The 13,584-nt window shown below is 41.3% G+C and carries 14 protein-coding genes and 1 pseudogene; 10 read left to right on the top strand and 5 right to left on the bottom strand.

Going from position 1 to position 13,584, the window contains the following annotated elements:
• Window positions 1-73 precede the first annotated feature (73 nt).
• Together ltrA and ACRWSG_RS21600 are read right to left on the bottom strand one after the other, a co-directional pair.
• On the bottom strand, window positions 74-1,546 hold the full coding sequence (gene ltrA / locus ACRWSG_RS21605; protein ID WP_462167495.1) for a group II intron reverse transcriptase/maturase: 1,473 nt from the start codon (window positions 1,544-1,546) through the stop codon (window positions 74-76).
• A gap of 677 nt (window positions 1,547-2,223) precedes the next feature.
• Window positions 2,224-2,866: pseudogene (locus ACRWSG_RS21600) on the bottom strand (tyrosine-type recombinase/integrase).
• Between the two features lie 246 nt (window positions 2,867-3,112).
• On the opposite strand from ACRWSG_RS21600, the gene ACRWSG_RS21595 reads away from it, so the two are divergent.
• Together ACRWSG_RS21595 and ACRWSG_RS21590 are read left to right on the top strand one after the other, a co-directional pair.
• Window positions 3,113-4,063 (top strand): IS30 family transposase, encoded by a 951-nt coding sequence (locus tag ACRWSG_RS21595; protein ID WP_462167559.1) that lies wholly within the window; start codon window positions 3,113-3,115, stop codon window positions 4,061-4,063.
• Window positions 4,064-4,221: 158 nt separating this feature from the next.
• On the top strand, window positions 4,222-4,743 hold the full coding sequence (locus tag ACRWSG_RS21590; RefSeq protein ID WP_462167494.1) for a hypothetical protein: 522 nt from the start codon (window positions 4,222-4,224) through the stop codon (window positions 4,741-4,743).
• A gap of 409 nt (window positions 4,744-5,152) precedes the next feature.
• On the opposite strand, the gene ACRWSG_RS21585 is transcribed toward ACRWSG_RS21590, so the two are convergent.
• On the bottom strand, window positions 5,153-6,307 hold the full coding sequence (locus tag ACRWSG_RS21585; protein WP_063707280.1) for an IS110 family RNA-guided transposase: 1,155 nt from the start codon (window positions 6,305-6,307) through the stop codon (window positions 5,153-5,155).
• Window positions 6,308-6,924: 617 nt separating this feature from the next.
• On the opposite strand from ACRWSG_RS21585, the gene ACRWSG_RS21580 reads away from it, so the two are divergent.
• The 8 genes from ACRWSG_RS21580 (at window position 6,925) to ACRWSG_RS21545 (ending at window position 12,495) form a co-directional block, all read left to right on the top strand.
• A complete protein-coding gene (locus ACRWSG_RS21580; protein WP_235378067.1) occupies window positions 6,925-7,257 on the top strand; it encodes a hypothetical protein in 333 nt (110 codons plus the stop codon).
• A gap of 114 nt (window positions 7,258-7,371) precedes the next feature.
• Complete coding sequence (locus ACRWSG_RS21575; RefSeq protein ID WP_462167558.1) at window positions 7,372-8,349, top strand: IS30 family transposase; 978 nt, start codon at window positions 7,372-7,374, stop codon at window positions 8,347-8,349.
• A gap of 98 nt (window positions 8,350-8,447) precedes the next feature.
• Entirely contained in the window at window positions 8,448-8,936 is a 489-nt protein-coding gene (locus ACRWSG_RS21570) for a hypothetical protein (RefSeq protein ID WP_339980573.1), read from the top strand.
• Between the two features lie 133 nt (window positions 8,937-9,069).
• The gene (locus ACRWSG_RS21565; RefSeq protein ID WP_138617360.1) at window positions 9,070-9,675 is read left to right on the top strand and encodes a DUF998 domain-containing protein; all 606 of its coding nucleotides are present in this window, start codon (window positions 9,070-9,072) and stop codon (window positions 9,673-9,675) included.
• A gap of 126 nt (window positions 9,676-9,801) precedes the next feature.
• Window positions 9,802-10,404 carry a hypothetical protein gene (locus ACRWSG_RS21560; RefSeq protein WP_462167493.1) on the top strand — a complete coding sequence of 201 codons (603 nt, stop codon included), beginning with the start codon at window positions 9,802-9,804 and terminating at the stop codon, window positions 10,402-10,404.
• A 150-nt stretch (window positions 10,405-10,554) separates the two neighbouring features.
• Window positions 10,555-11,136 (top strand): hypothetical protein, encoded by a 582-nt coding sequence (locus ACRWSG_RS21555; protein ID WP_462167492.1) that lies wholly within the window; start codon window positions 10,555-10,557, stop codon window positions 11,134-11,136.
• 118 nt (window positions 11,137-11,254) lie between these two features.
• Window positions 11,255-11,827 carry a hypothetical protein gene (locus ACRWSG_RS21550; RefSeq protein ID WP_462167491.1) on the top strand — a complete coding sequence of 191 codons (573 nt, stop codon included), beginning with the start codon at window positions 11,255-11,257 and terminating at the stop codon, window positions 11,825-11,827.
• Between the two features lie 110 nt (window positions 11,828-11,937).
• A complete protein-coding gene (locus ACRWSG_RS21545) occupies window positions 11,938-12,495 on the top strand; it encodes a GNAT family N-acetyltransferase (protein WP_339980578.1) in 558 nt (185 codons plus the stop codon).
• 157 nt (window positions 12,496-12,652) lie between these two features.
• On the opposite strand, the gene ppiC is transcribed toward ACRWSG_RS21545, so the two are convergent.
• Entirely contained in the window at window positions 12,653-12,931 is a 279-nt protein-coding gene (gene ppiC / locus ACRWSG_RS21540) for a peptidylprolyl isomerase PpiC (protein ID WP_054552145.1), read from the bottom strand.
• 63 nt (window positions 12,932-12,994) lie between these two features.
• Window positions 12,995-13,519, bottom strand: coding sequence for a lysoplasmalogenase (locus ACRWSG_RS21535; protein ID WP_462167490.1), 525 nt, complete (start codon window positions 13,517-13,519; stop codon window positions 12,995-12,997).
• Window positions 13,520-13,584 lie beyond the last annotated feature (65 nt).

Raw genomic sequence — 13,584 nt, 5'->3', positions numbered from 1 at the left:
AAGAACCGTACGTGCAACTTTCACTGCATACGGCTCAAGCCTTCACGAAGGCACCTAATTGGTACCCAGCAACTTATAAAGCAGCGAGATTAGGCTCATTCCAAGAGTTGCGGCATTGCCTCTTTGCTTTTCTCTTTACCAAGTATTCTTGGTATAAAGGATCAAAAGGCGTAGCTTCACTCCTGATTTTCACATGTCTCTCTATTGGCACCTTAGCTATTTGAAATAGATTAAACTGACAATCCATATTCATGCTCTTCTCCCAACCGTGAAATTGCCATTGGCCTCGACGGTTGATAAAGTACTTCATGGCGATCCAAGTTTTTGATTTTGTTGGATGACGCCTTTTAGCCCAATGCCATAACGCTAGAAATAGTTTGTGGCTCACATATCCGAATACTTGTTTGGCAACGCAATGGCGATAGTAATTCGACCAACCCCTGAGTTTCGGATTTATCAACTTGATTAGATCGTTAACGGGGGTGGTTGCGTGCTTTTTAGTGAGTTCGCGCAAGTTACTCAGAAATATTAACGTGTTAGATTTACTCGGTTTAATGAGCAGCTTTCCTTTGTACTTCCTATGGTTAAAGCCTAGGAAGTCAAAACCACGGCTAATGTGAGTAATGTGCGTTTTCTCTTCGGAGAGCGTTAAGCCTCTGTGTGCTAAGAAGTCAGCAATCAACGGTTTGATATCGTTCTCCAGCACGTCCTTTGAAGTGCAAGTGACGACGAAATCATCAGCGTATCCTATAAAGTTGGCTCTCGCCCCATTTTTAAGTGCGGTGGACTTTATGCGTTGCTCAAGACCTGCAAGAGTCATCAGCATCAAGGTTGGAGATATGATCCCGCCTTGTGGTGTTCCCTCGTCAGTGCGATAGAACAGCCCTTTGTCCATAAAACCAGACTTTAACCATTGTTCCAACATTCGTTTATCTACAGCTATATTATTCATAAGCCATTGATGCCCAATCTTGTCGAAACAGGCTTTAATATCTCCCTCAAGAACCCATTGTGCGGATTGCTTTTTACTCAAACAGAGAAAACACTGAGCAATAGCATCAGCAGTACTTCTGTTGCGCCGAAAGCCGTAACTATTTGGGTCAGCAAGTGTTTCTGACACAGGCTCTAGTGCGAGAAGATGAAGCGCTTGCAGCGCTCTATCGACCATACACGGGATACCCAAAGGTCTGAGCTTGCCGTTTTTCTTAGGGATGTAGATACGCTTGAGCGGTTTGGCTTGATAAGCTTTTCTGCTCAATTGATTGACTGCTTTCATGCGGCGCGTATCCGTATTCCAGATGACGCCGTCTATTCCGGGCGTTTTACTGCCTTTGTTTTGTGATACTCGCTTAACAGCAAGAAGTTTTGCCGAATGCGAGTGAGTCAGTATCCACTGCAATGCTTTCGCTTTGCCGTGTTTACTTTCTCTTGTTGCTTTTGCAATACGCATCTGAAGCTTTAAAACGTGTGACTCAACAGTTTTCCAATTTATGGATTGCCATTGAGCACTGTCAGGAGAGGCACTAATCTCTTTTGAAATCATCATTTGCGTTTCTCCTTGAATAAAGTTCTTCAAATTCTCTTGCAAAGGAAGACCAGTCGGAAGTCAGCTCACTTTCGTGCCAGACAGACGTCTGTATCTGCATCATTACAATCCAGCCTTTGCTTTCTCCAACATCCTCTACCTGCATCACTATCAGCTATATAAGCTTTCCCAAAGGGAGTGATACAGGCTTACCGTGTTCCGTATGTTGCGCAATGTCAGGTTAGATGCCCGCTATAGTGCGGAGAGTTCAGTGATCACGAAAGAGCATGGGGCAATCTCTTTCCGACTCTCGCGCCTTTTGGCTACAGCGTATTAACCACTTCCGCTGTTTCATCATATAACGCACCTTACGCGGATTCACTTATGTTCATCATACTGACGGTCCAGCACTCACCCGATTTGTGGTTATCAGGAGGATCGTCCTCTCACGATTAAGATCCCGATTGGCGCATACCAACCTTCGTTACATTGTCAGAGCCGCTACTTTATTCAGGCTCCTAGGATCATCTGGTGATACAGATGGTTCACTCATTAAGCGGTGAACAGCGCTTCATACGACTTCACGTCGCACGCCCCAAAATAAGTTAGGTTAAATGCTCTAACTGCTGCTTTGAGCAATCAAGAAACGGTCCAAGCCCTACACATTGAATGATAAGTTAACGCATCTTTAATAATAGCTAGAAAATTTTGCTTAATGGGCTTACAACACCGTTTGCTCCTTGTTGTAAAACATGGGTGTAAATCTGTGTGGTTTTTACATCAGAATGGCCCAATTGAGCTTGAACGGTGCGAATATCGGCGCTACTTTGCAATAGGTGCGTTGCAAATGAATGGCGCAAGGTATGAGGCGTAATAACCTTTGTAATCAAAATCAATGTCCTTTACTCGCAATTGCACCGCTTCCATCACACGCAAACCACTTCCATACATTAACCCCGTGATTAAGTAATATCGCTTGGAAAGATGACTCATCAATTGCTTTACTTCATCAGGCGTCATCACTACAGGCAGCTTGGGTTGTCGATTACTTCGTGCAAAATTCAAGTTTAAAGAAAGCTCATTTTTGACAATATGTTTATATAAAAAAGCGAGCGCATTTAAAGCTGCACTTTGTGTTCTCGGTGACATATTACGTTTTAATACAATATGGTCTAAAAACGCTTTGACTTCTGCATCTCCCATTGAGCTTGGGTGACGTTTGTTGTGAAAGTGAATAAATTTTGCGATCCAACCTAAATAAGCATTAATTGTTCTTAATGAATACTGACGAGTGAGCATATAGTCTGCAATGTAGTTTAAATAAGGAGAGCGAGTTTTCATTTTCATTCCTTTGAAAAGAAGCTGTATATATATACAGTTTTAGCTCAGTTGCTCGTATAGTCAAGAAAACGACCCAATCGCTCGTTTTTATCCTGAGGTAAAAGCGAGAACTCCTAAATTTTAATAACACTGGTAATTAGTCCCGAATTCAGATAATAAGTGCACCACTCATGGTTAAACGGTGAGAAGAGATCAACTGCCTGTTGGTGGTACTCTATCGTCGCCAAACAAACAGAAGCATTTACCATGAGTTACAAGCAGTTGATCGCAGGACAAAGATACCAGATAGAAGCCTACTTACGCGAGGGCTTTAGTTATCGTGAGATAGGCAAACGCCTGAAAGTCAGTCATAGCACCATTAGCCGAGAAATCAGACGAAATAGGATCCGGGAAAATCACTATCTACCCGAAGTCGCCCAGGCAAAGACACTCAAAAGGCGCGTTCAAGCCGCAAAGTCGTGTCTATCTAAGCTGACCATCACCTTTGTTGAGTTCGGATTAAAACAAAAGTGGAGTCCCGAGCAAATTGCAGGCGTGGACCGGATTATTGGGCTTTCAGTGGGTCATGCATGGATTTACGGTTATGTGCAACGGGATAAATTGAGTGGCGGCAAGTTGTTTAGGCACTTACGACAAGGCCATCGACGATATCGCAAAGGTCGTCGTGCGAAGCGTGTCATTATCCCGAACCGAGTGGGCATTGAGCACCGCCCAGCGATTGTTGACAAGAAAAGACGGTTCGGTGACTGGGAAGCTGATACCGTACTGGGTAAGCATGGAACGGGTGCCATAGTCAGCCTAGTTGAACGCCAAAGCAAGCTTTATTTAATACGTAAAGTGCCAGCAAAGAGCGCGGCAGACGTAAGCAGAGCCATGATAGGCATGCTGTGGCGATATCGCCGTCATGTGCATACGATAACCGCTGATAATGGCAGCGAGTTCTGTGACCACGAGCTAGTTGCAGATAAGCTCAACACTGATATTTATTTTGCGAATCCGTATTCCTCATGGGAGCGCGGATTGAATGAAAACTTCAACGGTTTACTGCGCCAGTACATACGCAAAGGCACGGATTTAAGAACGGTAACGGATAAGCAGGTGGCCGATATAGAACGTGCGCTAAACGCCAGACCTAGAAAGTGCCTAGGTTACAAACAGCCTGTCGTTGTGTTTAACGAATTACGCAATGCGGCCTAATTTAGCGAGTGGTGCACTTCGGGGTTGAATTCGCGGTTAACAAGTTTGTTAGAAATAATCTAATAAGAAAAACGAGCTACGCTGTGGTAGAAAAACGCGCGATTAGCTCGCTATAAACATGTTATAAGCCACAATAGCCACCGTCACTTTGGAACCCTGTGAGTATTTTAAAACTAGAGAAACGATATTTTAACTTTTGGCTTTTATTAGCGTATTTCCTCGTTATTGGGTTAATTGATTCCCAATTATTCAGCCCAATACTCATATTATTAGCTATTCCTTTAAGCTACTTATTTCCTGAAAAACGCGAAAGTGGTTATTTCGTGGATGCTATTGATTTAGGAGAGTATTCTGACCAATATTTATATGCATTATATCGAGCGTTTCTTTCATACACGTATATTTATTTGGCATATTCCATTAACTATCAGCTTTCGTTGGATATAGTATTTTTTATTTTCTGGTGCACTGGCGGTTTTTTATATTCATTCGCGGCTACATTTGTACCCAAAGATGGCTTCAAAACAGGCGGTAATTTTAAAGTAGCTCAACTTTATGCAATCATGTATCTTTTAGTTACTTTACTATTAACTTATTGGATAATAGTTAGTTTTAAAGGGCTTGATTGGTTTAGTCCCTTAGTCACAAATATCTATCATTTAGTTATCGGTGGCTTATAACAAGGCAATTATGTGTGGGACGCAAAACACTTGGCTTGCGCTCCTTCGTCGCTAATTTTAGCCAAGCATTTATGCGCCCCATATTGCGGCGTTGGTATGACTCCCCATGTCAAGCAGGGTACACCGATCCCTGCCTAAACTTTTAAGCCTTTTATAATCTGTCTTTCACTCAATAAAGTGAGTTAACACATCGAATGAAGCAAGTAATGTCGTCGGTTATCATGCTGGTATCCGTGGATTACTCACTTTTATGAGCAGAGCCTACCTTACTTAACCCGTCGTAGCACCTGTCTTCAGTCTATGTTCGTGGTTCAATAATTATTGCTAATTACTGCCATCCTAACGCCCTCGGTGGTTGTGCCACACCCGATGCTTGATCCAATGTATTAACTCAAAGCCGATTTTCACTTTATGCCGGAACCCGTGCGATACGCAGTTTTGGGTTAACCGGACTTAATACTGTTTCTCTGGCAATCGCCCAGATATAGGCAATCATTTCCCGCGCAATAGCCGTTACCACCACATTATAATGCTTACCCTTATGCATCAGACGCTGATATCGACGACACAGCCTGAGTTGTGCCTGCCAGGCCATATCAACAATGTGTTTGGGCAACCCTTCTTGGCGCTTTTGTAACTCGGTGGTCACCGCGGCTTGATAGCGATAACTGTGCGCTCCTTCCACTAACAACCGTCTTGCTCGGCCATTGCCACATTTGGTGATTGCCCCTAAATGGCGCTTGCCACCACTGGAATGCTCTGAAGGGACTAAGCCTACATAACTCATTAATTTCCTTGGGTGGTCGAAGCGTGTTAAGTCGCCAAGCTCTGCAATCACACCTGCTGCTACCAACAGTCTGACACCACGCATGGCTTGTATGGCTTTCACTACGGGATAATACCGCCAGTTTCTGACCTGATACTCAAGTTCATTGTCGAGTCGTCTCAGCCTATTAATCCGCTCATTGATGGTTTGAATGTATTCCTGTAATACAATTTGTTGGGCTGGATGAGGCAGCACCAATTCAGTGAGCCAGCGCAGGTGTTTAAGCGACCAGTTTGCCGTGCCGCTGTAGTTAATATTATTGCGTAGGAGCAGTGCTTTAAGTTGGTACTTGGCGTCTTTCAAATCTTTCATAGCCGTTTCTCGGGCGCGGGATAAATCTCGAACGGCTTCATCTTCAGGCTCAGGAACATAAATGGGAGTGAGGTCTTCCGATTTCAGTAGTTTGACCAACTTAATGGCATCACGTTTATCGGTCTTTACACGCTCACCGGGCTTTTTGGGAATAAGTGACGGGGCAACGACATAACAGCAATGGCCAAGGCTGGTAATGAGCCGATATATCCAATAACCACAAGGACCTGCCTCATAGACGAAGTGCAAAGTTACGTGCGGATACTTGGATTCAAATTGTCTGATAAGCTTTTTAACGGCAGCTTTAGCCGAAGGGATGCGGCCATAATGCACGGGTTGTGCGCCTCGATGGTCCTCAAGGTAAGCGATTTCATTAAATTCTTTATGTGTGTCTAAGCCAATAAAAAGTATGCTATGTTTGTTCATGCTAGCCTCCGCTGTTTAGTTATTTGACAAACTAATTATGGCTCTGGCTTTTAGCTAACCCACGAAAATGCGGAGGCTAGCACCTCGTGGGGAGTCATTATGTCTAGGCAACTCGATGAAATGTAGCGTCTGTGGAAATAAATCTAAACGGAAAATCGAATTTAAAATTAGTCTGTTAGATTGTTTTGGATTGTTTGTACTTTGCATTCCTCTCGCCTCAATTTTGTTTGCGATAGTCTACGGAGTAACATCTCTGTTTGTCGGTGCCGTTGGATCAATTTTGGCAGGTGTAAACACAAACCCTGTACTTTTAAGGTCTTTAGTACCTGTAGTTATTTTGTATTTAATACTTGCACGCTTTTTAGTGAAGTACATGCCAAAATTGCTCAACATTCTTGGGTATTTCATCAACTATAAGTTGGTTATCTCGGCAGATTGTGACAAATGTAATCAAAGGTGTGTAATGCATAGTTACCCAACTGAGCCTCATGCGTAACACATTGCCTAACAAGCAATTAAACAGGGATAAAAAACTTGCGGGCTATTCGCTTCGCTCAATTTTAGCCTACAATTTTTTACCCGTTAATCGAGCGTTATGTATTTCTTAGGTTTTGAGTATGAAAACAATTAGGTGGACAATAATCACCATAATCTTCGCTTTAAGTGCATATTTTGAAGTCGTGTGGATTTATTATCCTGTTTCAGTACTTTTCTTCATTTTTGCGTTAATGGGGACTATTGCTTTATTTACAGTAAATAGTACTGACTTTGCCCAAGGAGCAATAGACCGAAATTTAGGTTGGGCTTTGTATATTAATAGCTTTATTAATACTGGAGTTCTAATTTATCTAGGGTGGAATATTGTTGCATTGCTCTATGCAGTGATGATTTGTATGGGCTTATCAAAAAGGTTAACTGGTTTGTATAAGCTAAGGTTAAAAAATACATAACAAGTGCCTCCCGAATTCAGATAATAAGTGCACCACTCATGGTTAAACGGTGAGAAGAGATCAACTGCCTGTTGGTGGTACTCTATCGTCGCCAAACAAACAGAAGCATTTACCATGAGTTACAAGCAGTTGATCGCAGGACAAAGATACCAGATAGAAGCCTACTTACGCGAGGGCTTTAGTTATCGTGAGATAGGCAAACGCCTGAAAGTCAGTCATAGCACCATTAGCCGAGAAATCAGACGAAATAGGATCCGGGAAAATCACTATCTACCCGAAGTCGCCCAGGCAAAGACACTCAAAAGGCGCGTTCAAGCCGCAAAGTCGTGTCTATCTAAGCTGACCATCACCTTTGTTGAGTTCGGATTAAAACAAAAGTGGAGTCCCGAGCAAATTGCAGGCGTGGGCCGGATTATTGGGCTTTCAGTGAGTCATGCATGGATTTACGGTTATGTGCAACGGGATAAATTGAGTGGCGGCAAGTTGTTTAGGCACTTACGACAAGGCCATCGACGATATCGCAAAGGTCGTCGTGCGAAGCGTGTCATTATCCCGAACCGAGTGGGCATTGAGCACCGCCCAGCGATTGTTGACAAGAAAAGACGGTTCGGTGACTGGGAAGCTGATACCGTACTGGGTAAGCATGGAACGGGTGCCATAGTCAGCCTAGTTGAACGCCAAAGCAAGCTTTATTTAATACGTAAAGTGCCAGCAAAGAGCGCGGCAGACGTAAGCAGAGCCATGATAGGCATGCTGTGGCGATATCGCCGTCATGTGCATACGATAACCGCTGATAATGGCAGCGAGTTCTGTGACCACGAGCTAGTTGCAGATAAGCTCAACACTGATATTTATTTTGCGAATCCGTATTCCTCATGGGAGCGCGGATTGAATGAAAACTTCAACGGTTTACTGCGCCAGTACATACGCAAAGGCACGGATTTAAGAACGGTAACGGATAAGCAGGTGGCCGATATAGAACGTGCGCTAAACGCCAGACCTAGAAAGTGCCTAGGTTACAAACAGCCTGTCGTTGTGTTTAACGAATTACGCAATGCGTTTAATTTAGCGAGTGGTGCACTTCGGGGTTGAATTCGCGCTAAACCTAGGGACGCAAAACAGCAGGCTTGCGCTCCTTCGTCGCTAATTTTAGCCTGCTATTTTGCGCCGGATAGGCAAGCGTTAGGTTTATGATGAAGCCGATTTTATATTTAAGTTTCTCTTTAATAATTTGCTTTGTAATACTGAAAACAGTCCCATACTGGCCTGAAAGCAAATTGCAGCATGTAGTTTATGTGTTTTTGAATTCAAAAAGTTTTGTAAAAGCTATAAGGGCAACCGAGCAAGAAGGTTATGTTTCAATACAGTGGGTACAAACCTCTGCAGAAACCGAAGTTTCACTAGCTTGGGTTGCTGCAGGTGCCAAATATAAAAAAGTCTCCAACCCAGATTTAAGCAGAATTGTAGTTCCATATAAAGAAAATGGCTTTAATTCACTTTGGCTTCAAAAAGAGGGTGAGGCTTGGATATTAAGAAAAGCTTTTTCCTTTAAAAGTGAGTACGGAATTGGTGAAGGTGCTTACGCTTTAGGTAAGAATATTAACCCCAAAGATGTGTGTTTACCAAAAGTACAATGTTTAGAGCACTTGTTTGATAATTGGTATGTTATAAAAAATTAGTATGCAAAAATAAACCTAACAAATTAATTAAACAGTGGACGTAAAACAGCAGGCTTGCGCTCATTCTTCGCTTAGTTTAGCCTGCTATCTTCCGCCGTTTATTAAGGCGTTAGTTTACAAAAGGAGTTTGGTGGTGTTTGAGAGTATTGCGGTTTATTCAGGATTAATTGCAACAATCTGGATTTTCATTGGTGTTTATGTAGCAAGTAGGTTTTATGATGGTTACAGCCATTCTAAGCAATTTTGTAGTGAGTTAGGTGCGACTGGTAGCCCAACTGAAAAACTATCTCCTTTAATTAATAATTATCCTCTTGGTTTTCTATTTTGCTTTTTCGGCTGGTACCTGGCTCAACTATCAAATGTTTCAACTTTAGTGAATGTTTCGGGTTGGTTAGTTATAGCTCATGGTGTTGGTACATGGGTCGCAGGTTACTTCCCAATGGACGCCGATCCATTTACTAAAAATCCTACTTTTAATTGTAAAGTACATTCTTGGGCTGGTTTTATCATGTTGCTTTCTCTCGTTGCGGCACCAATATTAATAGCTATAAGCCCAACAACTGATATTATCCCTCTATATTTTCGTGTATTTTCAGTTATATCTGTTGTCGCTGCTATTTATTATCTCTTTACTATGGCTAAAGCCGTCAAAACACAAAGCAACCCAGGCATACATCAACGTATTTCTTATGGTATCCAGCTAATGTGGCTAAGTACCTTTTCAATAGTGCTGGTGTAATTGTAAACTAACAAACGCTTTAACCACAAAGGACGCAAAACAGCAGGCTTGCGCTCCTTCGTCGCTAATTTTAGCCTGCTATTTTTCGCCGGTTAAGCGAGGCGTTAGCATCACAGAGAGTGTCGTTTGAAGAATATAAAAGTAATTCTTGTTATTGCGATCCTAGGCCTATCCTTAGTAATCGCTGTATATGTGAGTAAATTTGGCTTTGGGTTGTGGAATGAGCATTCCAAGTGGGCGGAACTTGGAAGTTTTTTTGGAGGAGTACTTGGGCCAATACTAGCCTTTACCTCATTGCTGTATTTAGCATTTCAAGTCGAGATGCAATGGAAAGAGAGTCAGGCTTCAAGGTTACAATCAGAAATTAACAACAGAGAAAGCTATATATCAACTAACTTGAGAATTCTGATACCTAAATTGTCAGAAGTAGATCCGATATTAAAAGGCCCTCTGGCTGATTTAGTAATCCTCATTTGTCGCGACGAGTCATACTCTATCAATAAACGTAATGTTGATGAGCTTAAGCTAGGTCTTTCAGCAAGAGGAGAAGCAATGGTCATTTGGGTTAATATTGCTGGCGCATTGTCCTACCTCAAAGCGGTAGATGAAAATCGCTACCTTAATCAGGTCACGTTAGTCACTGTTCAACTTGGCCATGAGCTATGTGTTGCTTTGGATCGGGTTGTATTGATGGCCACAGATATAAAGTTTGAGCATCATTTCAACTAAGTAGTGCTAACAAACGCATCAAGTCGCCCCCAGAAACGCGGGGGCTGGGACATCAAAACCACCGCTTCGCTCTGGTTTTTCCGCCGACGCTATGCTAGAAAAACGCCTGATTCGCTCGATATAAACAGGTTGTGCTACAAGGAGAGTTAAATGTATAAATTTACCACTATTTTAATATCGTTGTTGTTTGTGACGTCGTGCGCATCAACTTCCCCACAGCTTAATTCAGGTACTCCTGTTAATATTTATGGTGTTTCTTCGTTATCACCTAAAAATGGTAGTTGGTCTGTCATTACGTCTACGGGGTATCAGCTTGCTCTCGGAACTAAGCTGAATGATGACAGCAGTGGCATTATAAATTTGTCACTCTATCAAATTCCCGAGTTTGCCTCCGATGAAGAATTTCTGTCGCATGTAGTCAAACATCGAGCAAACTCACCGGATATTGGCAGGTTTAATCTTGTGGAAAACTCAGAAGAGTTGGTACAACTTAATGGTGCAACGTGCATCAAGCACAAAACAATTTCTCAAGATAACAGTGCTAAAGTCGGTGGCAATAAAACAGCCGTAATGCTGATAGAGTATCTTGGATATAATTGCATACACCCATTTAAAAAATCTATTGGTGTGCATACGGAATACTCTCTACGTCACTATAAGGGTAAAGAATATCCTGAATTAGCTCAAAATGCAGAAGAGTTTTTTAGTGATATACAATTTAAAGCGTTTTAATAGCATAACGAAGCAATCAAGGGCTGATTAAAAAAACTTGGCTGGCGCCCATTCTTTGCTAATTTTAGCCAAGCATTTGTACGTCCCATATAGTGGCGTTATACATAGGGAGTTAATTTTGAGAGTTGCTGCAATACTTAGTTTGGCTTTTTTCTTGATGTCATGTTCTACCTTAAATCTTTCAGGGACAATAGACTTTAAAGATGAAACATATACATCTCCAAATCATGAATTTATTGTGGATTTACCCGCGTTGGTTCATCCAAATGCAAAAGACATTGTTTATCCCAATCAATTGTTCGTCGATTTTTTCATTGGTTCAGGTTACTGGACTCCTCAAGGGTTACACACCATTCAGTGGGTTACACTTCCTAAAGAAATTACAACTGAGCAATTTCAGAAAGCTCTACCCACTATTGTAAATGAACACTCTCATAAAAGGTTTAGCTCTATTGGCGAGTTCAATATTATTGAACAACGTAATTTGCCTGATCCCAACTCTCACAAATTCTTAGCTAAGGGAACATACCAGAACGTTGCTAGCACGTGGATATGCACCATAAAACTATATAAAAATAGAATTGCGTTTATTTCAAAAGTTTTACCTTTAGAAAACCCAAAGCCGATTTCTAAGTTAGACGAAAATACAGATAGTTATAATCAATGGGTGGAATCTTTCAGAGTATTGTAATCAAAAAATGCCCAAGAAAGAATTCAAAAAACTGGCTTGTGCCTTTCGTCACAAATTATAGCCAACTATTTTTGCCGCTTAAAACGGCGTTTTATTTCAAGGAAGACTAAATGCAATTTCCAGAGCTAGAAACATCTCGTTTAATTCTTAATAAGTTATCAAAAAGTGACGGACAGGCTTTACTTGATATTTTCACTGATGAAAACGTTGTTCGATATTACGATATCGATGTTTTTAATTCAGAAAAACAATCATTAGAGTTAATTGATTTTTTTAATCAACGCTTTGCTGAAAAAGTAGGTGTTCGTTGGGCTATTCGAGTTAAGAGTTCGGGAAAACTAATTGGTACGTGTGGATTTAACTCAATAAACTTGAAGATGAAAAATGCAGGTATTGGCTATGAATTATCCTCAAAGTATTGGGGGCTTGGCTATGCTTCCGAGGCTGTTAACAAGATTGTCCAATTTGCATTCTCTAATGACCAACCTTTAGGCGAACTCTACCGGATCCAAGGTGATATTATGATTGGAAATGCTGCTTCTGAATCAGTGTTAAAAAAGCTAGGTTTCAAAGAGGAAGGAATTAGGCGTTCAAGTGGTTTCTGGAAAAACGAATTCCATGATTTAAAGTGTTTTGGTTTAATAAAACCTGAATTTAAAGAAATATAACAAGTTTTTTAAACTAAAGACTTAAAATAGCCCTTTGAATTACAAACTATAATGGTCTGATTTTGGGCAATGTGAGTTAAACCTTGCGCTTTAACTCACTGAGAATAAAAGTATAAGACTAACAACATGTCTTACACTATTTAGGCAGGTTTTGGCTTTACGTTCTGTATAGCACTTTGATTACATGCCAACCAAAGCGCGTTTTCACTAAATGTGGCTCTAAGATTTCGCCGCTGAATGCTACTTTGTCAAACTGTGGCACCATTTGCCCACGTCTAAATTCCCCCAAATCGCCGCCTTTTTTACCCGACGGACAGGTTGAATATTTTTTAGCTAACGTCTGAAACTTCGCACCTTTTTTAAGTTGCTTGATGATGTCTTCAGCTTGTTCTTTGTGCTTAACAAGGATGTGCAGTGCGTGCGCTGTATTTGCCATGGAAAATCTCGAAAATTAAAACGCGCATATTTTATCACGGCAATCACCACTGAGCCACTACGGCTATTTATGTTTACTTGTTGCCTGCAAAAAACCTGTCACCAAACAAAATTGCGCTAAATAATAACTACACATTATTGCGATATCTGCATGTGCTATTTCTAAATAAAAACGATTAAGGCCAAGAATAGAGTCTGATATAACAAACACGGCCCCACCTAACACTAAAAAACCGTTCGATTGATCCGTCATCCAAGTAAGGCTTGCCATTATAGTAAGCACCAGCATATAGAAAAGCACAGGAATGAGCATGTCATTTAAGTTTGGATAGAATAAGCAAAAAACGATGATGGCCAAAAAGAGATAAAGAAGTACAACGTCTAGTCGCCAGTTTTTAATTGGCAACATGGTAATGATATAAAAAGCGTGGCTGACAAAAAATGCCGCTAAACCGCCTATAAACAGTTGCCCCGTATCAAGGGCTAGCAGCACATCACCTAGTGCTGAAAAACTAAGAGCGAATAATAAAGTAATAAAAGTGCGATTTTGTAACTGATTGCGCCCTTTTAATACCATCACAATCAACATGTTCGATTGGTAATGTTTTAAATAGCGCCATAATAGGCTGAGTTAATGATGGTATAAAGAGCAGT

It is taken from the genome of Pseudoalteromonas sp. GB43 (assembly GCF_054923805.1).
The sequence above is the reverse complement of the archived record's forward strand: the minus strand, read 5'-3'. Positions and strand labels throughout refer to the sequence as shown.